Origin of the sequence: Pyxidicoccus trucidator (assembly GCF_010894435.1) — a bacterium.
Lineage (GTDB): Bacteria > Myxococcota > Myxococcia > Myxococcales > Myxococcaceae > Myxococcus > Myxococcus trucidator.
Genome location: NZ_JAAIXZ010000004.1, coordinates 1 through 20,639 on the forward strand (window position 1 = coordinate 1; position 20,639 = coordinate 20,639).

20 protein-coding genes and 1 rRNA gene are annotated in these 20,639 nt (G+C 71.3%); 8 read left to right on the forward strand and 13 right to left on the reverse strand.

Annotated features, from left to right (window positions below; genetic code table 11):
• Nucleotides 1-75, forward strand: a 5S ribosomal RNA gene (gene rrf / locus G4D85_RS13335); the annotation flags it as partial.
• Between the two features lie 140 nt (nt 76-215).
• Here the strand turns inward: rrf and G4D85_RS13340 are convergent.
• Nucleotides 216-1,184 (reverse strand): quinone oxidoreductase family protein, encoded by a 969-nt coding sequence (locus G4D85_RS13340; RefSeq protein ID WP_164011836.1) that lies wholly within the window; start codon nt 1,182-1,184, stop codon nt 216-218.
• 274 nt (nt 1,185-1,458) lie between these two features.
• On the opposite strand from G4D85_RS13340, the gene G4D85_RS13345 reads away from it, so the two are divergent.
• The gene (locus G4D85_RS13345) at nt 1,459-1,911 is read left to right on the forward strand and encodes a hypothetical protein (protein ID WP_164011838.1); all 453 of its coding nucleotides are present in this window, start codon (nt 1,459-1,461) and stop codon (nt 1,909-1,911) included.
• Between the two features lie 3 nt (nt 1,912-1,914).
• On the opposite strand, the gene G4D85_RS13350 is transcribed toward G4D85_RS13345, so the two are convergent.
• Entirely contained in the window at nt 1,915-2,115 is a 201-nt protein-coding gene (locus tag G4D85_RS13350; protein WP_164011841.1) for a SlyX family protein, read from the reverse strand.
• Between the two features lie 65 nt (nt 2,116-2,180).
• Here G4D85_RS13350 and G4D85_RS13355 point away from each other — a divergent pair, with 65 nt between their 5' ends.
• Nucleotides 2,181-2,480, forward strand: coding sequence for a hypothetical protein (locus tag G4D85_RS13355; RefSeq protein ID WP_164011843.1), 300 nt, complete (start codon nt 2,181-2,183; stop codon nt 2,478-2,480).
• Between the two features lie 13 nt (nt 2,481-2,493).
• Here the strand turns inward: G4D85_RS13355 and G4D85_RS13360 are convergent, their stop codons facing one another.
• From G4D85_RS13360 to G4D85_RS13370, 3 genes are all read right to left on the reverse strand, one after another.
• Nucleotides 2,494-3,522 carry a tetratricopeptide repeat protein gene (locus tag G4D85_RS13360; RefSeq protein WP_164011845.1) on the reverse strand — a complete coding sequence of 343 codons (1,029 nt, stop codon included), beginning with the start codon at nt 3,520-3,522 and terminating at the stop codon, nt 2,494-2,496.
• Nucleotides 3,523-3,568: 46 nt separating this feature from the next.
• Entirely contained in the window at nt 3,569-3,913 is a 345-nt protein-coding gene (locus G4D85_RS13365; protein ID WP_164011847.1) for a putative signal transducing protein, read from the reverse strand.
• A gap of 114 nt (nt 3,914-4,027) precedes the next feature.
• Nucleotides 4,028-4,453: a hypothetical protein gene (locus G4D85_RS13370; RefSeq protein WP_164011849.1), complete on the reverse strand. Its 426-nt coding sequence runs from the start codon at nt 4,451-4,453 to the stop codon at nt 4,028-4,030.
• A gap of 204 nt (nt 4,454-4,657) precedes the next feature.
• Between G4D85_RS13370 and G4D85_RS13375 the strand changes: the two genes are divergently transcribed.
• Entirely contained in the window at nt 4,658-4,870 is a 213-nt protein-coding gene (locus tag G4D85_RS13375) for a hypothetical protein (protein ID WP_164011851.1), read from the forward strand.
• Between the two features lie 129 nt (nt 4,871-4,999).
• Here the strand turns inward: G4D85_RS13375 and G4D85_RS13380 are convergent, their stop codons facing one another.
• The 4 genes from G4D85_RS13380 to G4D85_RS13395 all read right to left on the reverse strand — a co-directional run bounded on the left by G4D85_RS13380 (nt 5,000) and on the right by G4D85_RS13395 (nt 9,425).
• Nucleotides 5,000-5,839 (reverse strand): hypothetical protein, encoded by an 840-nt coding sequence (locus G4D85_RS13380; protein ID WP_164011853.1) that lies wholly within the window; start codon nt 5,837-5,839, stop codon nt 5,000-5,002.
• Complete coding sequence (locus tag G4D85_RS13385; protein WP_164011855.1) at nt 5,836-6,606, reverse strand: hypothetical protein; 771 nt, start codon at nt 6,604-6,606, stop codon at nt 5,836-5,838. Before G4D85_RS13385 ends, G4D85_RS13380 begins: the two co-directional genes overlap by 4 nt.
• A complete protein-coding gene (locus G4D85_RS13390; protein ID WP_420821705.1) occupies nt 6,603-8,753 on the reverse strand; it encodes a TonB-dependent receptor in 2,151 nt (716 codons plus the stop codon). Before G4D85_RS13390 ends, G4D85_RS13385 begins: the two co-directional genes overlap by 4 nt.
• 270 nt (nt 8,754-9,023) lie before the next feature.
• The gene (locus G4D85_RS13395; protein ID WP_205525536.1) at nt 9,024-9,425 is read right to left on the reverse strand and encodes a hypothetical protein; all 402 of its coding nucleotides are present in this window, start codon (nt 9,423-9,425) and stop codon (nt 9,024-9,026) included.
• A 195-nt stretch (nt 9,426-9,620) separates the two neighbouring features.
• On the opposite strand from G4D85_RS13395, the gene glpD reads away from it, so the two are divergent.
• Both glpD and G4D85_RS13405 read left to right on the forward strand, forming a co-directional pair.
• Nucleotides 9,621-11,315, forward strand: a complete 1,695-nt coding sequence (gene glpD, locus G4D85_RS13400; RefSeq protein WP_164011859.1) for a glycerol-3-phosphate dehydrogenase — start codon at nt 9,621-9,623, stop codon at nt 11,313-11,315.
• A gap of 182 nt (nt 11,316-11,497) precedes the next feature.
• The gene (locus tag G4D85_RS13405) at nt 11,498-13,300 is read left to right on the forward strand and encodes a S8 family serine peptidase (RefSeq protein WP_164011861.1); all 1,803 of its coding nucleotides are present in this window, start codon (nt 11,498-11,500) and stop codon (nt 13,298-13,300) included.
• Between the two features lie 136 nt (nt 13,301-13,436).
• Here the strand turns inward: G4D85_RS13405 and G4D85_RS13410 are convergent, their stop codons facing one another.
• Nucleotides 13,437-13,916, reverse strand: a complete 480-nt coding sequence (locus tag G4D85_RS13410) for an anti-sigma factor family protein (RefSeq protein ID WP_164011863.1) — start codon at nt 13,914-13,916, stop codon at nt 13,437-13,439.
• A complete protein-coding gene (locus G4D85_RS13415) occupies nt 13,913-14,527 on the reverse strand; it encodes an RNA polymerase sigma factor (protein WP_164011865.1) in 615 nt (204 codons plus the stop codon). The genes G4D85_RS13410 and G4D85_RS13415 overlap by 4 nt, the downstream gene beginning before the upstream one ends.
• Nucleotides 14,528-14,990: 463 nt before the next feature.
• Between G4D85_RS13415 and G4D85_RS13420 the strand changes: the two genes are divergently transcribed.
• The gene (locus G4D85_RS13420) at nt 14,991-16,223 is read left to right on the forward strand and encodes an acyltransferase family protein (protein ID WP_164011866.1); all 1,233 of its coding nucleotides are present in this window, start codon (nt 14,991-14,993) and stop codon (nt 16,221-16,223) included.
• Between the two features lie 68 nt (nt 16,224-16,291).
• Here the strand turns inward: G4D85_RS13420 and G4D85_RS13425 are convergent, their stop codons facing one another.
• The gene (locus G4D85_RS13425) at nt 16,292-16,585 is read right to left on the reverse strand and encodes a FruA-associating protein, FapA (protein ID WP_164011868.1); all 294 of its coding nucleotides are present in this window, start codon (nt 16,583-16,585) and stop codon (nt 16,292-16,294) included.
• A gap of 144 nt (nt 16,586-16,729) precedes the next feature.
• Nucleotides 16,730-18,802 (reverse strand): ATP-binding protein, encoded by a 2,073-nt coding sequence (locus G4D85_RS13430; protein WP_164011869.1) that lies wholly within the window; start codon nt 18,800-18,802, stop codon nt 16,730-16,732.
• A gap of 229 nt (nt 18,803-19,031) precedes the next feature.
• On the opposite strand from G4D85_RS13430, the gene G4D85_RS13435 reads away from it, so the two are divergent.
• Complete coding sequence (locus G4D85_RS13435) at nt 19,032-20,621, forward strand: bifunctional 3-(3-hydroxy-phenyl)propionate/3-hydroxycinnamic acid hydroxylase (protein WP_164011871.1); 1,590 nt, start codon at nt 19,032-19,034, stop codon at nt 20,619-20,621.
• Nucleotides 20,622-20,639: the final 18 nt, after the last annotated feature.

A 20,639-nucleotide genomic window follows, 5' to 3' on the forward strand; every position in this document is an offset into this window, starting at 1 on the left:
AACACGGAAGTTAAGCCCTCCAGAGCCGATGGTACTTCGCGGGAAACCGCGCGGGAGAGTAGGTCGCTGCCGGATTCTTTTTGAGAACCCCCGTTGCCCTCGTGGCAACGGGGGTTTTCTTTTTTCTGCGTCCTGCCTCGGGACGCGGACACGGGAGGCGTGGTTTCCCGCCGTCTCCCGGGCCTGGGCCTGACACCTGTGAGGCCACCGCGGCGCTACGGGACTCGCAGCACCACCTTGCCTGCCGTGCCCCGGCCCTCCAGCTGGCGGTGGGCCTCGGCGGCTTCGGCCAGGTCGAGCACCAGTCCCGCTCGCACCTGCAGCCGTCCTTCGGCCAGCTCCCGCCCCAGGGTCTCGCGTGCCTGGCGTTGCAGCGCGGGCGGGTGTCGGGTGTGCAGCCAGTAGGCGCTCACCTTCAAGGACTTCTCATAGAGCGCCTCCACGTCCACCGGGGGCGGTGCGCCACTCGCGCTGCCGTAGCTCACCAGGTGGCCGAAAGGCGCCAGGGCTTCGAGGCTGCTCTTCCAGGTGCTTGCTCCCACCGAGTCGAGCACCAGCTCCACGCCCTGTCCTCCCGTCAGCGCGCGGACCTGTTCCGCGACGTCACCTTCGCCATACAGGAGGACTTCGTCTGCCCCGAGCTCCCGTGCGAGCCGGGCCTTCGCCTCCGTCGACACCGTTCCCAGCACCCTCGCTCCCGCAGCCTTCGCGAGCTGGATTGCCAGCAGGCCGACTCCGCCCGCGGCCGCGTGGATGAGGACGGACTGTCTCTCCGTCACCCGGCCCACCGTGTGGACGAGGTGCCAGGCCGTGAGCCCCTGGACGAGGAGTCCCGCGGCTTCCTCGAAGGAAACGCGCTCCGGAAGCGCCAGCAACTCCTGCTCCGGCGCCGTCACGAGCTCCGCGTAGCTTTGCTTCGCCAGCGCCACCACCCGGCGACCGACCCAGCTCGCGTCGACGCCCGCGCCCACGGACTCCACCACTCCCGCCGCTTCGCTTCCGAGGATTCGGGGCAGCGGCACCTTGGAGTCGTAGAGCCCCCGACGGCGCTCCGTGTCCGCGAAGTTCACTCCCGCGGCCCGGACCCGGATGCGCACCTCTCCGGGGCCTGCCACCGGCTCGGGGACTTCCTCGAGCCGGAGAACCTCGGGCCCGCCCACCTGGTGATAGCGAATGGCTTTCATGCGGCGTCTCCTTGACGTCCCGCTGTCTAATCGCGCCCTGTCACGCTCGCCCACCTCGTGAACTGCGCGGTGGCGGCCGTTGCGCGTGGCGCGCCTCCGGGCCTCGTCTCACTGGGACTCCAGCGCTTCGTCCGCTGGGAGTGTCCCCCTTCCGCTGAGACTGACTGTGTCCGAGGGAACTTCGTGTTTCACACGTGCTGAAGCCACTGTGTGACTGGCCTGCCTGCTCGCGGCTTGATTGAGTGGCGTTCCCCCTTACTGAGGAGCCTCTCGCATGAAGCTGCTTCGTCCCTGCCTCGGTGCGCTGTTCGCGGTCGGCCTGTTCTTCGCCCCTACGACTTCCGAGGCCGCTGGCGTCCGCGTCGGGCTCGGAGCCGACTACTGGATTGATGACAGCGCCGCGTTCAACTTCACGCTCGGTGTGGAGACGCGCATCACGGGCCCGCTGTCCGTCGGTGCCCGGTTTGGCGCCGCGCTCATCACGGATGGAAATGACGTCGGCATCCCGCTCGACATCATCCTGCGCGCCAACCTCGCCCGGAACCGCATCTACATCGAGGGCATGGCCGGCCCCTGGCTTGTCTTCGGCCGAGGGGACGACGACGTGTTCCGCGCTCACGCGGCCTTCGGCTTCGGCCTCCAGGGCAAGGCGGCAAGCATCGGCATCGAGGTGGGCTACCTCAGCCCCAACCCCATCATCGGCCTGCGCCTGGGCTACAAGTTCTGAGCCTCAGTAGTGGGGTGGACGCTCCTGCTGCCGGGCGTCCACCAGGCCCGGGTCTCCCGCGAGCTTCTGCTTGAGCACCTCCATCTCCGCACGCAGCGCGGAGAGGACCTTCTGCTGGTCGTACAGCACGTCGCTCAGCTCCTGCAGCAGGTCCTGCTGCTGCATGTAGCGGAGTTCCAGCTCGGCAATGCGCTTCTCGTCCATGGCTGGTTACCCTTAACGCGGAGCGGCCCTCCACGTCCCCTCCCGGCCGCCGATTCGTCCAGGTCATGAACGTCCAGGAATACATCCAGCGCTCCCGAGAGCTCCTCGCCCGGGGGCAGCCCGAGCTGGCGGAGTCCGCCCTCAGCGACGCCATCGACGCCGCCGTCGCGGCCGAGGACCTCATATTGCTCACCCGCGCCCGCTTCGCGCTCGGAGAGCTGCTCTTCCATCAGGGGCGCGACGACGAGGCGCTCCCCTACCTGCAGGCCGTCGTCCGCACCGAGCGGGTGGATGGCTCCGTGGACGCCGAGGTGAAGGCCTCCGCGAAGATGCTCCGTCAGCTTCGCGGCACCGAGCCTCGCTGACGCGGGCTCCACCTCAGGGGATGCTGCACGACTGGCGGATGAGCTCCGGCTTGCCGGAGAAGCGCCGCTCCAGGTCCATCCGCGTCAGCCGGGCGTCGTTGATGCGCCCGCCCTCGAGCTGCATCGCGCACAGCGCCGCCAGGGCCTTGGGGTCCTCCAAATCCAGCCGGTCCGCCTGGCGCAGCGCCTCTTCCGCCGCCTCGACGTTTCCCAGCCGGAACCACGCGAGCCCGAGCTCGAAATAGCCGACGCCCAGCCTCGGGTCCTCCTCTACCGCCTTTCGGAAGAGCTTCACTGCCTCCGCGTCCCGGCCCTCGCGCGTCCATACCCGGCCCTGCTCCACCAGTAGCCTGGAGCGCGGCAGCCGCCCCTGGAGCCCGTTCAGCACGGACCTCGCCTCGTCCCCTCGCTTCGCGGCGCTCAGCAGCCTCACGTAGCGCAGGGCCACCAGGGGGTCCGCCGGTGCCTTGACGTACGCTCGCCGCAGCGACTCGGCCGCTCCCTGCACGTCGCCGTCCTTCTCCTGCAGGTCCGCCCGGAGCAGGTCCGGCCGGGCGTCTCCTGGAGCCACCTGCGTCGCGCGCTCCAGTGAGGTGCTCACACACCGGTCCATCCGCTCCACGTCGCAGATGCGCGCGAGCAGAAGCTGGTTCTCCACAGCGCGCGGGTCCCTTCGCTCCGCCTCCTTTGCCAGCTCGCGGGCCTCGGCCGGAGCACCTTCGAGCAGCAGCTCCGCGGCCTCACGCAACTCCGCGGGCGTGGCCTTCGGGTGCTCTCGCAGCGGCATCAGGAAGCGCACCCGCTCCTCGGCGGTCGTCGCCACGCGGGCGATGGCCAGCTCCTGCTCCGGCATGTTCCGAGGCAGGAAGAGGGGAATGAGGTGGATGAGCAGGGCGACGATGCATATCGCCAGCAATCGACGCAGCCCCCGGTCCAGTCGACGCCAGCGCCGCGCGATCGGCCCTCGCGATTCGGCCCCTGCCGTCACCGACGAAGGGTCCACGCGCTCCTCCTGCTGCCGCTCTTCCAGCCCCACTTCCATGCCTCCCCGAAGAGGACGCCGCCACTGCTTCCCGTGCGTGCCACGTCTATACCGCTCGTAGCCGGGGCCGCAGCCCGGAAGGAAGCTCCAGGCCGCAGCTCCAGCACAGCTCGAAGTTGCCCGGGTTCTCCTCACGACAGCGGGGGCAGTCCACGCTGCGCTCCGCCGCCTCCTGGTTCTCCCGCAGCTCCGCGAGCAGCCCCCGGGCCTGCTCCACGTCGGGCGGCCAGAGCCAGAGCTCCACCCACGTCTCTCCGCTCGGAATCTCTCCGCTCAGCGGAGCGAGCGATTCGCCGCGCACCTCCACCGACACGCCTGTGGCCTCGAGTGCTCCCGCCAGCAGCCGCGCTTCTCCCACCGTGCGATGCACGGAGAACTGCACGCGCCTCATCCCCCTCTCTTCACAGAACACCGCGCCCCCGGCAACCCCACCTGGACCTACGTCCTGGCCCGCCCGCTAGCGCTTCGAGCGCGCCGTGTCCGGCGCCCGGGACGTACGCCGCGGTCATTCCTCCTCGCGCAGCTCGTGCGGCCAGACGACGTGCGCATGCCTGGGCGCACGCGCGTGAAGCTCGGACGTCAGCAGGGCATCCAGCTCCGCGAGCAGCGTGTCGTACGCGGGGCCCGCTCCACGCGCGGGGAGCCGCTTCGTGGCCAGTCGCACGCGGGGGGACTCCTCGTCCTCGAAGGCCAGCGTCACGGCCAGCCCGTCGTCCAGCCCGCCCGACTGGGGCACCAGGACGGCGGGCACCGGGCCACGTCCGGCCTCTTCGAGCAGCGGGCCCAGCTTCTGGACCTCGTCCGCGGTCAGGGCGCGCTCGGTCACCACCTCGCCCTGCTCCAGCACCTTCAGCAGCTTGAGCCCTTCCAGCCGCAGCGCCTGGGCTCCGGTGTTCGTCCGCCCGCTGCGTTCATAAGTCACCATCCTCACGCGTCCATCACCTCCTCGGGCAGGAGGTAGGCACCCCGGCTCGCGGCGGCATCCCGGTCCGCTCCCGCCTCGTCGCGCAGGCCTCGGGCGGGCGTGCGTTTCCCGACACCGCGCGGGCCCTCCGGCCGAGTGTCCCGCCCGAGCGTCCTTCCTACTTTGCGGCCCTCCCCTGGCACTTACGCCAGGGGCTCCCGAGGTAGGTCCATGAGCAAGGACAGCGGCAAGACCCCCAACCCCAACGATCAGCGCTCCGACACCAAGAATCCCAACAACCCTGCGCAGAAGGCCTCGCAGGACAACCGCTCCAACCAGATGAACCCGAACCGGCACCAGCAGAACACCCCGCAGGACGGCAACAGCTCCTCGCCGAACACGGGGAACTCGTCGGGCTCGGGCGGCAACCAGCGCAAGAGCTAGCGCCTGGCGCTTCCGCAGCACCTCCAGGACCGGGGAGGGTCGGCCCCAGGTCCTGGCTCGCTGGCGCGGTGAGGCCTCGCGGCGCTCCCTGCCGCGCTCATCGCGCCAGCGCGGTTCCGTCGTCCCGGGTCAGCGCGACTTGGGGGAGCACTCGCCTTCGCCGCGGTAGTGGCCCACCGTCCGCACCAGCGCCGTGACGAAGTCGCGCAGGTTGCGCACGCCACCCACGCCGCCCGTGCCGTACTGGCCCGACGGCAGCTCCGTCAGGTCCACCGCCTCCAGCTCCTCCAGCAGGATTTCCCCATCCGCACCGGCGATGCCCAGCTTGTCCGCCGCCGCCAGCGCGTCGAAGCGCATCTTCGCGTCCGGCGACTGGAGGTCGTCGAAGAAGAGGTGGTCGCCGTGCATGGTCAGCTCCACCGTCTCCTCTCCTCCGTCCGGCACCGTCACGCCCTCGCCCAGGTCGGGATTCTCACAGCGCTCGTACAGGGTGTTCGTGGGGAAACCCCAGGCGAAGCGCTTCGTCACCGAGCCCTTCGTCGCCGTGCCCTCCACGTAGACGGAGTAGCCCTCCGTCTTCATCAGCGCCACGTCCTGCGCGTCCGCGTTGGCGGCCACCGCCTCCGGCCAGGGAGCAATCGCATAGCTGACGTGGTCCCAGTCCTTCGACGGCAGGTCCGTGAAGGTCTCCACCACCACCGGCCCGGGCTTGTGCACGTCGAACACCTTCGCCTGGCCCTGCTGCGCGGCGGTCTCGTCCTGCGTGGCCACCTTCACCTCGCCCAGCATCACCAGGAACTTGCCGTACTTCACCGTCCAGCCGTCCACGAAGCCAGCCCCGCCTCCGACGGCCGCGGGGATTTCCTTCTCGATGTAGTCCTCTCCGTACGTGGTGAAGGTGACGGTGCCCTTGCCCTCACCGCAAGCGGCCAGCCCGAGGAACGACAGTCCCAGCATCCAGTTCTTCATTGCGCGGCTCCTTCTTCCCACGTCACGACGTAGGTGGTGGTGTCTTCCACGCCGCGCACCAGCGCATTCTGCGCCTGGCTGCCAGCGGGGAAGGTGTAGACGCCATCCGCGTCCGGGTCGGTCGCGGTGGCGAAGTCGATGCGGCCCAGCCACTTCCCCAGGTCCACGGCGATGCGCACCCGGCCCGCCTCCATCCCCAGGGACTTCTCGAAACGCACTCCGGCCACCGGCGCCGGCAGGTCCGCCACCGCGTCGAAGCGCACCGTGCCGCCGTCCGCGTTGCGCGCAGTGCCCCGCACCCGCACCGCGTGGCCCCCCAGTGCGCCTGTCGCATCCGTCGAGGCGGTGGGCGGCTGCAGCGTCAGCTCCAGCGAGCCGTACTCACCCGTCACCGCGTTGGCGTCTCCCAGCGGCGCTCCGGCCAGCAGGTCCACGGTGGAGGTGGTCAGCACCTCGCCCATCGCGTCCCCTGGCAGGTAGTGGCCCGGGTGCGCGTGCGCCGTGCCGCCGATGAGCGAGTACCAGTCGAAGCGCGGCGTGCTCCGGGACGACAGCAGCACGCGGCCCTCGAAGAAGCGCACCGGGCCCAGGCAGGCGTGCGCGGACTCCACCGTCACCGTCCAGCCCCGCTCGTTGGCACCGCTGGGGCGCGTGGCCGTCACCTCGACGGGGAAGGTGCGGCGCTCCGCCTCGCTGCCACAGCCGCTCAGGGCCGTGGACGCGGCGGCCAGCGCGAGTGCGCCCGTCAGCACGTGTCTGCGAATCACAGGTGAACCTCCAGGGTGAGCGAGGCCTGCCGAGGCGACCCCGCGGTGAAGTGTCTTGCCGGTACGAGGCTGGGCGCGGACTCCGGGTCGAAGCGCGAGCTGTAGACGAACTCGCCATCGCGCCAGCGCGAGTCGAGGGCGTTCTTCACCTCCAGCCGCAGGCCCAGCTCGCCCCGCCGCACCGCCGTGTACGCGTCCGCGAGGAACACGGTGCGGCTGCGCTCGTCGAAGGGCAGCGGCCTGGGGCCGAGCAGCGTGAGGCCCGTGCCCACCGAGAAGGTGGCGCCCGTGCCGCCCAGCCAGGCCCACGTCACGGGACGCTCCCAGCCCACGTCCGCGCGGGCCACCAGCGGCGCGAAGTAGGGGAGCAGCGTGTCCGTCTTCGTCACGTACGCGTGCGCCAAGGTGGCGCTCAGCGCCGCGACGAGGCCGGGAAGTGGCCGCGCCTGCACGGCGGCGGACACTCCCGAGCGCAGCGTCTCGCCCGTGTACACGGTGCTGCCCACCGTGTGGTCGAAGAAGAAGTCGTTCTCCACCTGCGAGCCGAAGAGGCTCACCTGCGCCGCCCAGCGCTCGCCGTCACGGCGGGCGCCCAGCTCCGCACCCCTCACGGCGACGAAGGGGGCGCGCTCTCCTTCCGACAGGCTGCGCGCCTGCGGCGAGCGGAAGCCGTCTCCGTAGCTGGCGAACAGGCGCCACGCCTCCGCGCCGTCTCCGAGCGCGTACTCCACGCCCGCCTTCGCGCCCAGGTGCATGCCGAAGGCGCTGCGCGAGTAGCCCCGCCCGTCGTAGAAGCGCGGGTCGCTGAAGGCGAGCGCGTCGAAGACCTCCACGCCCAGCGCGTCCGCCCGTCCGCCCAGGCGCAGCGCCCAGCGGCCCAGCGACATGCGCCCCTCCGCCCAGCCCCACACGTCCGTCTGGGTGATGCGCGCGTCCACTTCGTCCGAGAAGAAGGTGCCGTCGGACTCGCGGTAGCGGCGCTGCGTCTGCTCCACGCCGTCGCGACGGGCGCCCAGGCCCAGCTCCAGCGCGACGGGACGGCCGAACGCCGTCACATTCCGGCGGTGCTCGGCGCGGGCGCCCAGCGTGCTGCCGTCGTTCGTCTGCTCCAGCCCGTCCCCGCGCACGTCCACGCGGTAGCCGGTGAAGTTGTTGCGCAGCCGCAGGTCCGTGAGGATTCCGAAGACCTCCAGCTTCGTGCGTCCCTTCCCGGTGCGAGGCAGCTCCACGCCCAGCAGCAGCTGGTGCCGCGAGACGTTGCCTCCCTGCCGCGACGTGGAGGGAGAGAAGAAGGTGCTGCGGCCCGCGAGCAGGTCGTCCTCGCGCACCACGCCCGGCGAGTCGAAGCGCGTGACGTAGCTGCCTCCGAGCGCCCGCACCGTGAGCCCCTCGCCGAGCTTCGCGGTGGCCTGCGCGAGGAGGGACGCGCGCCCGTAGCCCCGCTGTGAGCCGTAGCCCCGGCCCTGGCCCAGCTCCACGGCGGCGAAGGTGCCCTCGTCGTCTCCCGGGCGCACGGTGGCGACGAGCCGCCGCTGTCCGAACTGGCCCAGCGTGCCCGCGAGGTGGACGCCGGGCTCCTCGACTCCCAGGTCCATGCGCACCGTGCCGGCGACGGCGAAGTCTCCCTGCGACGCGCGGTAGGAACCCTCCGTGACTTCGAGCGCCTGGACGACCTCGGGGATGACGAAGTTCGTGTCCGCGTAGCCGAGCGCGTGGATGTGGCTTACCTCGTTCACCGGCAGGCCGCCCACGTCCAGCTCCACGTCCTGCCCGTGCAGCGCATCGAAGCCGCGCAGGAAGAGCTGGTGCGCCTTGCCCTCGCCGCTGTGCTGCGAGGCCACGAGCCCCGGCACGGCGCGGAGCAGGTCGACGGCGCTCGTTCTCGGCGCAGCGTCGAGGATGTCCCGGCCGAGTGTGACTTCGGAGGCGCTCTGCGTGGGCCGGGTGCCTCGCACCACCGTGGTGCTGGTGGGCTGGGGCTCGGAGGTCGCGGTGGCCTGGGCGTCGGTGGCCGCAGTGGCCGGGGCTTCGGTGGGCGCAGGGGACTGTGCGTCAGCGGGTGCAGTGGCCGCTGCTTCGGCGGGTGCGGTGGCCGCTGCTTCGGTGGGTGCGGCGGCCGAGGAGTCGGGCGCAACGGCCGCAGGCACGGCCTCGGAAGCCTCTCCCCCGTCCTGGGGGATGGCCGGTGACACAGCAAGTACACACACCGACAACGCGGTAACGAAGAGCACGGGCACGCAATGGCAGACAGCGGCGCGAGCCACGTCCCGGAGCACACGCACCCATGGCACGTGTCGCTCCAGTGGACGGCTCCACCGGCAGGACGGATTCATGGCGCGGACGAGTAAGCGAGCCCGAGGACTCCGCTTCGACCGCGCGACACCTACGCTTCTGGAATCACTTTGGATGTGTCGCCGCTACGGGCCCTGCGGCATCGCCGTCAGGCGCGGCGCCGCTCCGGGGGCTCGCGCGGGCCCCCGGAGGACTTCCGCCAGCCACGACACGGCCCGGACTCGCGGCGCTTCCACCGCCGCCCAGGTCGCCGCCACCGCGTGCAGGTGCTCCACCGAGCCCGTCAGGTGCCGGTGCCCGTCCGGCCCGTGCCCCTGGCCCGGCTTTCCGTCCTCCGGCGCGTCAGGGCTGTCCCGAGGCGCGTCGTGCGAGTGCGCCCGTTCTCCGGACACATGGGCGTGCTCATGCCGAGCACCCCCGCCGCCGTGGCCCACCACCGCGTGCAGCACCGGCGCCATCGCGAGCCCGTACACCAGGACCATCAGTCCCAGGCACGCCAGGTCTCGTCGGTCATGGGGGTTCAGCAAGGAGGCTCGGCCCGGGAAAGGGGAGGGTCGGTCGCCTCCTAGCCGTCTTCCCCAGGACAGGCAAGGACGCCTCCCCCGCGAGTTGACCCGCGCTCAACACCCACAGGCCCGAAAGAGCCATACGCCTTGTGTGGCTCTTGACGCGGCGCATTGAATAAACCTGCCGTAACGGTGCCGTCGCATTAAACTCTGTGCGTGCGTTCCGAATCCGCCGCGCTCCGCCAACCGTCTTCCGAGGGCGAGGTCCCGCCGCCTCCGTCCCGCGCGGATCGCCTGCGCGCCCTGGCCACCGAGGAGTTCGACCTCCTCGTCATCGGCGGAGGCGTCACCGGCTCGGGCTCGGCGCGCGACGCCGCCCTGCGTGGCCTCAAGGTCGCACTCGTCGAGCGCGAGGACTTCGCCAGCGGCACGTCGAGCCGCTCGTCGCGCCTCATCCATGGCGGCCTGCGCTACCTGGAGCATGGCCACCTGGGGCTCGTCTTCGAGTCCAGCATCGAGCGCCGCCGGCTTCTTCAGCTCGCTCCACACCTGGTGCGCCCCCTGGCCTTCATCTGGCCCGTCTACGCCGGCGCGCGCGTCCCCAAGTGGAAGCTCACCGCGGGGCTCATGCTCTATGACGCCCTCTCGCTCTTCCGGAACGTGAAGGGCTACCAGAGCCTCAGCCTGCGCCAGGTGCGGGAGATGGAGCCGGGCCTGCGCTCGGAGGACCTCAAGGGCGGCGCCCGCTACTACGACGCCGCCACCGACGACGCGCGCCTCACCCTGGCCAATGCCGTGGGCGCGTCCGAGGCCGGGGCCACCGTCCTCAACCACGCCTCCGTCCGTGGCCTCGTCCTGCACGAGGGAAAGGCCCGGGGCGCGGTGGTGGTGGACCACCTCACCGGCCAGGAAGTCACCGTGCGCGCCCGCGCCATCGTCAACGCCACCGGGCCGTGGAGCGATGAGATTCGCAAGCTCGATGCGCCCGCGATGACGGGCCCCGCGGTGCGCGGCAGCAAGGGCGTCCACATCGCCGTGCCGCGCGAGCGCCTGGGCCACCGTGACGCGCTCACGCTGCTGTCCCCCAAGGACGGCCGCGTCATGTTCGTGCTGCCCGCCGAGGGCTTCACCATCATCGGCACCACGGAGACGGCCACGCGCGCGCACCCCGCCGAGGTGCGCGCCAGCGAGGCCGACGTCGCCTACCTGCTGGAGTCCGCCAACGCCTTCTTCCCCGCCGCCCACCTCACCCGCGAGGACGTGGTGAGCGCCTGGGCCGGCATCCGGCCCCTCGTGGCCAGCGGCTACCACGGCTCTCCGGACGCCGGCAGCGCCAGCCGCGAGCACGCCATCGACGTGAGCCCCGCCGGCGTGCTGGCCATCAGCGGCGGCAAGCTCACCACCTACCGCGTCATGGCCCGCGACGTGGTGGACGCGGTGGAGCGCCACCTGGGCCAGCCCCACCGCAAGTCCTCCACCGAGACGCTGCCCCTGCCCGGCGGAGACATCGCCGACCTGGAGGCGGAGTTCACCGCCGCTCGCGCCGAGGTGGGCGACGACGCCACCGCCGTCCATCTGGTGCGCGCCTACGGCAGCCGCTGGCGCCGCGTCTGGGCGCTCACCCGCGACGAGCCCGCGCTGGCCCGGCCGCTCGCCGAGGGCCTGCCCTACCGCGCCGCCGAGGCCGTGTGGGGCGTCACCCATGAACTGGCGCTTACCTTGTCCGACCTCCTCATCCGCCGGCTGAAGGTGGCTTTCGAGACGAGGGATTTGGGCCGCGCCGCCGCCCGCGTGGCCGCCGAGGTCATGGCGCCCCGCCTGGGGTGGGATGCCGCGGAGACGCAGCGGCAGCTCGCCACCTACGAGTCCGACGCACTGCGCATCTTCGGCGTGGACAGCGCGGACGCCTGAAATCCGACGGGTGTCAAAAGCCCGTTGTCCGCCGGACATGCACCCGAGCAGCCGGCCGGCCGGCGTGCTTAACTTGCGCGCCGGGAACGGGACGCGCTGTCCTCTCGTTCACTCCGGCCCTGAGTCGCGTGCCGGAAGGACCGCCGCACCACCCGCTGGCCGGGGCGTGTAAGGAGAACGACATGAAGCGTTGGGTCTGGCTTGGGCTGGTGGGAAGCCTGGTGGCCTGTTCCGAGAAGAAGCCGCCGCCCGTGGATGACGTCGAGCCCCAGGCCTGTCCGGGCACCTCCGAGGTGTCCCTGCCGGACATGCCGCGCGAGCAGGCGCTGACGGACGGCACGGAGGAGGTGCTCATCACCTTCCGGCCCCGCGTCTCCGCCAGCGCCAAGGCCAGCACGGACGCGTTCGCCACCGAGGTGGTGCGTGCCGGAGGCCAGGTGAAGCGCCGCTTCCCGAGCCTCAACCTGGTGTCCGCCCGGGTGACGCCCGAGGCCCGCGAGGCGCTCGCCCAGAACCCGGACGTGGTGTCGGTGCGGCCGAACCGCGTGGTGCGCGCCTTCGGGATGATGCCCCGCCTTCCCGCCAGCGCGTGGCTGGGCGGCGTCCCCAACACCGTCGGCTCCGTGGGCGAGTACACCCAGGGCCTGCGGATGGTGCAGGCCCCCGAGGTCTGGGATGCCAATGGCGATGGCGTGCTCGACCCGGGCAGCCCGTCGGGCACCGGCATCAAGGTGTGCGTCGTCGACAGCGGCTGGGATGACAGGCACCCCGAGCTGAAGGCGGCCTACATCGGCGGCAAGGACTTCGTCGACGATGACGACGAGCTGACGGGTGGCGACGGGCCGCTGGACCGGTCCACGAACCGGGAGGGCGTCGTCGTGTGGGGCGGCGGCCATGGCACGCACACCGCGGCCACCATCGCGGCGCAGCTCGGCGCGGGGGGCAAGGTGCGCCCGGGCCAGGAGGTCAACGGCGTGGTCGGCGTGGCGCCCACGGTGTCGCTGCTCATCGCCCGCGTGCTGGACGTGACGGGCAGCGGCTCGACGGATGACGTCATCGCCGCCATCGAGTGGTGCCAGTCGCAGGGAGCGCACATCGCCTCGCTGTCGCTGGGGTCGGCGGAGGAGGACGCCGCCGAGAAGCAGGCCTTCGCCACGGCGCTCCAGCGCGGAATGCTGTCCATCGCCGCGACGGGTAACTCCGGCGCGAGCAGGATTTCCTTCCCCGCGGCCTATGACTCGGTGATGGCCGTGGGCGCGGTGCGCTTCAGCGGCGAGTGGGCCGATTTCTCGCAGTTCGGCCCACAGACGTCGCTGGTGGGGCCCGGCGTGAGCGTGCTGAGCGCCACCATCGTCGGCACCTCGCCGTTCGCGAACATCGTGGCGGCGGGCGCGGACATCGCGACCACTCCCCTGGAGTACTCGGGCATCGGCACGTACACGAATCGGCTGGTGAACTGCGGCCTGGGGGACAGCGTCCTCTCCTGCGGCGAGGGCGTCACCTGCGACGGGTTCGTGGCGTACGTGGACCGTGGCGGCGGCATCCTCTTCTCGGAGAAGGCGCGCAACGTCATCCGCGCGGGCGCCAAGGCCATCATCATTGGCAACGACAAGGCCGAAGAAGAGGATGAGAGAGGCTTCACGCTCACCGACCCGTCACCCCACTGGGTGCCCACGACGGCCGTGACGCTGGCGCTGGCCGGCGTCATGAAGGGACAAATCGGGCAGCAGGTGACGGTCGATGTCAGCGGCTCGGACTACCTGTCGCAGACGGGGACCTCCATGGCCACGCCGCACGTGGCCGGGGTGGCCGCGCTCGTGTGGAGCTCGAATCCCAACCTCACCCCCCTCCAGGTGCGCGAGTCGCTGGAGAAGAGCGCCAGGGAGCTGGGGCCTGCCGGCCGCGACGTCCAGTTCGGCTTCGGCCTGGTGCAGGCCGCCGATGCCGTCGGGTACGCGAGGCAGAAGTTCCCGCGCGTGCCGTGACGACGCGCTGGCCCTCCGCCGTGTGAGGCGGGTGGGCTGAAGTCGAGTGGAGCGAAGGCCCCCGGCGCCGCGTCAGGCTCCGGGGGCTTTGCGTTTCAGGGGGCGCGGGCTTGCTGGCCCTCTCGACAGGCCAGGGTCAGCGCGGCGTCGCCACGAGGCACGCACCCACGGCGGCCTCGAGCGCGTCCACGGCCTCGCGCGAGGGGTCCACGCACCAGGCCTCGGTCAGCAGGCTGCTGGGGCGCGTCTCGCGGCTCCAGGGCTCGTCCCCCATCGTCGTGGGGCCCACCTTCACCATGCTGAGGGCGACGAAGGCCACCACCGCGGTGGCGCCCATCAGCATCTTCCCCCAGTTGGCCCAGGTGCCCGGCAGGGGGACCCACTGGGGCACCGCGGGCCGGGCCAGCCGGGCCTCCAGCGCGGAGAAGCTGAGGGCGGGGCGCGAGGGCGTCCGGCGCGCGCGCTGCGCCATCCACCCGCGCTCCAGGCGGAGCCACGTCAGGGCATGCCGGCACGCGGGGCAGGCGTCCACGTGGGCATCCACCCGCGCGGAGTCCTCCGCCGACAGCTCGCCGGCCAGCAGCGCGTCCAGCTCCCCTTCACGGCACGCGCTCATGGCCGACCTCCGACGTGGGCGGCCAGCTGCTCGCGGAGCTGCAGCCGGGCGCGGTGGATTTCGTTCTTCACCTTCTGCAGGGACCAGCCCATCACCGACGAAATCTCCTCATACGGCAGGCCGTGGTCGATGCGCAGCAGCAGCGCCGCGCGCCGCTCCTCGCGCAGCATCCCCAGCGCTTCGGCCAGCAGGCCCTCCAGCTCGCGGTCCAGCAGCAGGTCCTCGGGCGTGGGCGTGGGGAGCACCGCCTCCACGCGGCTGGCGTGCTCCTCGTCGTCCACGTCCACGTGGATGCCCCGGTGGCGCCGGGACTCCAGGTACACGTGCCGGGCGATGCCCAGCAGCCAGGAGCCGAGCCGGTCCTCGTCGCGCAGCGCGCCGAGCCGCCCGTGGGCACGCACGAAGGTCTCCTGCGTCGCCTCGTCCGCGGCGGCCTCGTCCCGGAGCAAATCGCGCAGGAAGCGCCACACGCCGGGGGAATGGCGCTCGAACAGCGTCCGGAACGCGGCGGGGTCTCCGGCGCGCGCCCGGCGCAGCAGGGCCCGCTCCCGGTCCATGTCGGACGGGGGCGCACCTGCCAGTACCATCTTCACCGCGGAAAGAAGGGCCACGGCCCCTCCGTGTCACGAGCCGGCCTGGAGTTTCACCGGCCCGTGCTTTTTTCCCAAGTCCCCCGGGTGGGGCGGGCACTGGACGTTCCGCGGAGGGCTCACTCAATGCAAGTCATGGGGCTGGATTTGTCTTGGGTCATCCTGGTGCAATCGCTTGCGTTCTGGCGGTCCCTCCCGAGGGGCCGGCTGCTGCTTGCGCCGCTCCGGCTCGCGTCGCGGGATGGCCGCGAATGCGGGGGCCTGGGGCTCGGGTGAGCGTGAAGCACGCCTGCCTGGCCGCCGGGGTGACGAGGCGACGCGGTGTCGAGGTGAAACCTCGCCCGGGGCCCACGTGCCCCAGGCCCCCGGTCTTGTTGGAAATTTCACGGGTTGGTAGAAGTCAGGCGTCGTGCGCGGCGGTGAGGGACGTGCACCGTGTCCTCCCGCCATGCCGTGCGGGACATCCCGAGGAGAGCCGACCGTCATGCCCGCCAACCCCGCTCGTCCGGATGCCGCGGCGGCGCACGTCCCGCTCCTTCGGGGGCACCTGCCCGTACTCGACGGTGTGCGAGGCTTGGCCGTCCTGCTGGTGGTCTTCTTCCACACCACCCACGTGAGCGCCGACAACGCGGTGGGCAAGGCCACCTGGTGGCTGGCCGGCATCGGCTGGACGGGCGTGGACCTCTTCTTCGTCCTCTCCGGCTTCCTCATCACCGGCATCCTGTGGGAGGCGAAGGGCCAGCCGTACTTCTTCCGCAACTTCTACATGCGCCGCTTCCTGCGCATCTTCCCGCTCTACTACCTCGCCCTCGCCGTGTCGTTCCTGGTGCTGCCGGCGCTCGCCGGCCGCCTCCACCTGGATGAACGCATCACCACCGATGGCGCCACCTGGTACCTGCTCTACCTCTCCAACTTCTACCAACTGTGGGTGGACACCACGCACCCCATCCTCGGCGTGGTGTGGTCCCTGGCGATTGAAGAGCAGTTCTACATCGTCTGGCCCTTCCTCATCGCCGCGGTGTCGTACCGGGGCGCCATCCGCCTGTGCCTCGGCACCATCGCCCTGGCCATCCTGGTGCGCGTGGGGCTCACCCTGTCCGGCGCCAGCCACGAGAGCACCTACGTGGTGACGTTCTGCCGCGTGGACTCGCTGGCCGTGGGCGCGCTGCTGTCCCTGGCGCTGCGCCACCCGGAGGGCCTGGGCCTCAAAGCCTTCCGCTGGATGCGCCCCGCCGTCTGGGCCTGCGTGCCGGTGGTGCTCGTCATGGTGGTGCTGCCCCCGGGCGACACCTACGAGGCCGTGAAGCGCACCGTCGGCTACACCGCCATCGCCGTCGTGTACGCGGTGGCCGTGTACAAGTCCGTGGCCGTCGCGCCGGGCACCTGGGTGCACCGCTTCTTTTCATCAAAGCTGCTGCGCACCTACGGCAAGTACAGCTACGCCATCTACCTCATCCACTCGCCGCTGGACGCCATCCTCCGCCGCGCGCCGCTGGTGGGGACGCCGCTCCGGACGGTGGGCGGCTCAGACATCCCCATGCAGCTGGTCTTCTATGTCGTGGCGGCGGCGCTGTCGCTGGGGCTCGCGCTGGTGAGCTGGAACCTCTTCGAGAAGCACCTGCTCAAGCTCAAGGACTACTTCCCCTACGGTGAGCAGCGTCCCCGCGCCGGCGGAGCAGAGCCGCTGGCGGGTGGCTCCCCGGGCGCCGCGAACTGACGCGCCCGCTGTCTGTCTTTGTGCGGAAGGTGGCGTGAAGCGGGCAGGGCCCGCGCCGTCGCCAGCGCTCAGTCCCGGAGCCGCGAGACGGCCTCGGCCACGCGCAGGGCCCAGGTCTCCGCCGAGTCCAGCTCCGCCCGCGCGCTGGCAAAGCGGTCCAGCCCTTCGTCGGAGCCGTCACGCGTGAAGACGGCGTCGTGGAACTCCTTCTGTGCGCGGGTCAGCCAGTGGCTCGCCTTCTGCCTCAGCTGTGCGGCGGCCTGCGGTGTGAGGGCTGCCTGTCCCGGGTCCATCAGCTCCTGTTCCTCCGGGTACAACGACGTCACCTTGTTGAAGGTGACATGCTCAATGGTCGTAGTCATACGCTGAGAATTTGCACCGCGGGGCGGGCGAGCACCTGACCACCAGGGCGATAGCGCGTGTGATTCCAGACAGAGCCTCGTCCCCTGGGGCAGTGGGCACACGCCGGGCGGAAGTCCGCCCCGGCATGCCTGCCGCCCCCGGCCTCAGGCGCTGGGAATGCGCCGGGCGCGGGCCCTGACGCGCGCGGCCTCCTCGGCATTGCCCGTCTCATCCAGGAGCGCGGCGGCGCGGTGGTACAGCACGGCCGCCTCCATGTGACGCAGGGCCGAGGCCTCCGAGTTGGCGGCGGCCACCAGGAAGGGCGCGGCGCGGCGCGGCTCGTTGCCCTCCAGCCAGTGCTGCGCCACCACCGCCGGCGCGGCCTTGCGCAGCTCCAGCGCCACCGCCAGCCGCCGGTGCAGCAGGGCCTCCAGCGAGCGCGGCACGCCCTGGCGCACCACCTCGAAGAGCAAGTCGTGAGTGAAGCGCTCACCCCGGAAGATTTGAGCGCCCTCCAGCTCCGCCACGTGCGTGGCGAGGGAGAGGGCCGGCATCTCCAGCACCTCGCTGGCCAGCTCCAGCCCGAAGTTCGTCCGGGCCAGGGCCGCCAGCCGGGCGACCTGCAACGCCGCCGGGGACAGCCGCTCCAGGCGCTGCTGAATCAGCTGCTGTCCCCGTCCGGAGGGCGGGACGTGCTCGGGCCAGCCACGCTCCAGCCCGCCCGTCTCCAGCAGGTGCTTGAGCGTCTCGGTGATGAAGAGCGGGTTGCCGCCGGTGTGTCGCGTGACGTCGCCCGCGAGCCGCTCCGCGCCGGGCAGGTCCAGGCTGTTGAGCAGCGCGCCCACGGCGTCCGCGGGCAGCGGCTCCAGCTCGATGACGACGGCGAGCCCCGTCGTCACCAGCTGCTGAATGGCGGCTTCAGCCTGGGGTGACAGCTCGTCGCTCCGGAACGTGTCGATGAAGCGCGGGTGGCGTCCCCCTGGCCCGGGCGTCTGGCGGCGCGACAGCATGAGCACCGCGAACTCGGCGGTGGCCGAGTCCATGAACTGCAAGTCATCCGCGACGAGCGCGTCCACGTTGGCGCAGAGCTGGTAGACCAGCTCGCAGTTCGCCTCGACGAAGCGGCTGCGGTCCGCCTCATCCGTCATGGGCGGGGGCGGCCCCTCGGGCCCGGCCAGGTCCGGCAGCAACCGCGCCAGCTCGCGCCGCACCCAGGGCTCCAGCTTCGGGTCCGGCACCCGGGCCAGCAGCTGCCGCACCAGCCGGACGTGCGAGGCGTAGGGCACGTTCAGCTCTCCCGGCCGCGCCTCCAGCAGGAAGTGCGTGCCGCGCGACGCCGCGAAGTCATGCGCCAGGCGCGTCTTGCCCACCCCGGGCTCGCCGCCCAGGAAGATGGTCTGCCCCGCCTCCCACGCCACCTCCATGAGCGCCCACTCGCGCTCACGGCCCACCAGCACCGGCGGGCGGAGCACGGACAGCGGCAGCTTCGGCTTCGCGGAGGGGGAGGGCTTCGCCGCCGACGGCCCGCGCTCGATTTCCCGCGCGAGCGCCACCGTCTCCGGCAGCGGCGTAGTGTCCAGTTCTTCACGCAGCAGGCGGCGGCACCGCTCGAAGGCGTTGAGCGCGGCCATGCGGTCCCCGGACACGTAGTGCAGCCGTATCAGCCGGCGCCACGCTTCCTCCGAGTATGGGTCCATGGCGATGAGCCGCTCCGAGAGTGCGAGCGCGCCGGACAAATCCCCGCGCCGCTCCCGCGCCTCGGACTCCAGGCCCGCGGCCCGGCGCCGCAGCTTGTCGAGCCGCTCGCGCGCACCCTCCAGCCACGCCTGGAACTCGGAGCAGTCCTCGTACTCCAGCGTCCCGAGCAGCACGCCGTCCAGCTCCAGCGCCTGCGTGTGACGCCCTGCGAGCACGTGCGCCTGCAACTCCGAGGCATCAGTGACGACGCGCTCGCACAGGGAGAGCACATCCGTGCCCTGCACCAGCTCCGCCCCGCAGGCGAGCCGGAGCCGGCGTAGCAGCTGTCGCATGTTGTTTCGCGCGGTTGTCTCGCTGGACTCGGCCCACAGGAGTCCCGCCAGCCGGTACTTGGGGTGCGGGCCCTCCAGGGCCAGCCACGCCAGCACTCCGGCTGTCCGCCGCTCCAGGGGCATGAGGGTGCTGCCGCTCCGGAGCCGGGCTTCGCCAAGCACCTCCAGGCGGAACCCTTGAGTGTCTGCTACGTCGTCTGCCGCCATGTCCTCCCCGGTCCCCCCGAGTTGGAAGGCGGCGGATGTTAACACGACGTACCGGGGCGTCCGTCACGGGTAGGGTCAGCCCCAGGAGTGACAATCCTTGGCATGTGGGTTTTCCGCCATACGGCAGCTCGCCGCTCTGGGCGGACGCATTTTTTACCTGTGAACGCGGTCACAGCGTGGTCACACCCTTTGGTTATTCAATGTGCGAGTAATTGCCCGGGAGGCGTCAATGGGTTGCGACAACCAACAGGCCGACATGCAGGTGGATGTCATCATCAGCGGCTGCGGTCCGGTGGGGGCGCTCACGGGGAATCTGCTGGGGCTGCTGGGGGTGCGGACGCTGCTGCTGGAGCGGGACGTGGCCCCGCACGCCGAGCCCCGCGCCTTCTCTTGCGACGACGAGGGGCTGCGCATCTACCAGTCCGCGGGGCTCCTCGAGGTGCTCCAGAAGGACATGAAGCAGACGCACTTCGCGGAGTACGTGGGTGGCTCCGGCAAGCGCTTCGCCGAGCTGCACACGGGCGCGACGGACTTCGGCTTCGGGCACACGCCGCTGTGGTTCTTCCACCAGCCGCTGCTGGAGGCGGGGCTCCGGGACGGGCTGCGGCGCTTCCCGCACGTGGAGCTGCGGCAGGGCGTGACGTTCACCACCGTGGACCAGCGCGCGGGCGGGGTGACGGTGCGCTACCGGGAGACGGCCACCGGCGAGGAGCGCACGGTCCGCGCGCGCTACCTGCTGGCGTGTGACGGCGCGCGCAGCTCGGTGCGCAAGGCGGTGGGCATTCCGATGTCCGGGAAGTCCTACGGCGAGCCCTGGCTGGCAGTGTCCGGCACCATCGACGGCGGCGCGCCCGACATCTGCCGCTTCGTGTGTGACCCGAAGCGCCCCGCCTTCGTGGCGACGGGGGCGGTGAATCAGCTCCGCTGGGAGTTCATGCTGATGCCGGGCGAGACGCGCGAGCACATGGAGAACCCGGAGACGATTGCGAAGCTCATCGCGCCCTACGTCGACCCGAAGCGGGTGAAAATCGAGCGCGCGACGGTGTACACGTTCCACTGCCTCAGCGCGGAGCGTTGGCGCGAGGGCAACGTCTTCCTGCTGGGGGATGCGGCGCACACCATGCCGCCCTTCATGGGGCAGGGGCTGGTGTCCGGCCTGCGTGACGCGGCCAACCTCGCGTGGAAGCTGAAGCGCGTGCTCAACGGGCAGGCGTCGGATGCGCTGCTGGACACCTACGAGCTGGAGCGCCGCCCGCACGTGAGCGACGTGCAGCAGCTGTGCGTGCGCGTGGGGCACCTCTTCCTGGCGCGCAACCCCATGGTGGCCGCGGCCCGGGACGTGATGATGCGGACCCTGCAGAAGATTCCGCGCGTGCGCCGCTTCATCCAGGGCTTCGAGTTCAAGCAGGCCCCGCTCCACGCCAAGGGGTACTACTTCGGCGGCAAGGGCGCCGGGGCCAAGGACGCGCAGGGCACGTACTTCATCCAGCCCAAGGTGCGGCTGGAGTCGGGCAGGGAGGTGCTGCTCGACGACACCCTGGGCAACGACTTCACGGTGATGTGCCGGGCGGACGCTCCGGCCGCGGAGCTGGCGGCGGCGCGCGAGCTGGCGGAGTCCCTGGGTGGCACGCTGGTGACCTTCAGCCCCACGGCGGAGAAGGCGAACGCCCCGTCCGCGGTGGAGGACGTCACCGGGAAGCTCTCCGAGTGGTTCTCGCGCCACACCGCCGACGTGGTGGTGCTGCGGCCGGACCGCTTCGTCTTCGGCGCCGTGAAGGCGGGCCGCCTGCCGGAGCTGCGCGAGGCGCTGGGCGTCTGAGGCCCCGCGCCGGGCCAC

Coding starts and splice junctions, on each gene's coding strand:
- G4D85_RS13425 (WP_164011868.1), bottom strand. CDS start 16,585: ATGACTACGACCATTGAGCATGTCACCTTCAACAAGGTGACGTCGTTG.
- G4D85_RS13350 (WP_164011841.1), bottom strand. CDS start 2,115: ATGGACGAGAAGCGCATTGCCGAGCTGGAACTCCGCTACATGCAGCAG.
- G4D85_RS13410 (WP_164011863.1), bottom strand. CDS start 13,916: ATGAGCGCGTGCCGTGAAGGGGAGCTGGACGCGCTGCTGGCCGGCGAG.
- G4D85_RS13360 (WP_164011845.1), bottom strand. CDS start 3,522: ATGGAAGTGGGGCTGGAAGAGCGGCAGCAGGAGGAGCGCGTGGACCCT.
- G4D85_RS13420 (WP_164011866.1), top strand. CDS start 14,991: ATGCCCGCCAACCCCGCTCGTCCGGATGCCGCGGCGGCGCACGTCCCG.
- G4D85_RS13365 (WP_164011847.1), bottom strand. CDS start 3,913: ATGAGGCGCGTGCAGTTCTCCGTGCATCGCACGGTGGGAGAAGCGCGG.
- G4D85_RS13430 (WP_164011869.1), bottom strand. CDS start 18,802: ATGGCGGCAGACGACGTAGCAGACACTCAAGGGTTCCGCCTGGAGGTG.
- G4D85_RS13435 (WP_164011871.1), top strand. CDS start 19,032: ATGGGTTGCGACAACCAACAGGCCGACATGCAGGTGGATGTCATCATC.
- G4D85_RS13340 (WP_164011836.1), bottom strand. CDS start 1,184: ATGAAAGCCATTCGCTATCACCAGGTGGGCGGGCCCGAGGTTCTCCGG.
- G4D85_RS13355 (WP_164011843.1), top strand. CDS start 2,181: ATGAACGTCCAGGAATACATCCAGCGCTCCCGAGAGCTCCTCGCCCGG.
- G4D85_RS13380 (WP_164011853.1), bottom strand. CDS start 5,839: ATGAAGAACTGGATGCTGGGACTGTCGTTCCTCGGGCTGGCCGCTTGC.
- G4D85_RS13405 (WP_164011861.1), top strand. CDS start 11,498: ATGAAGCGTTGGGTCTGGCTTGGGCTGGTGGGAAGCCTGGTGGCCTGT.
- G4D85_RS13375 (WP_164011851.1), top strand. CDS start 4,658: ATGAGCAAGGACAGCGGCAAGACCCCCAACCCCAACGATCAGCGCTCC.
- G4D85_RS13345 (WP_164011838.1), top strand. CDS start 1,459: ATGAAGCTGCTTCGTCCCTGCCTCGGTGCGCTGTTCGCGGTCGGCCTG.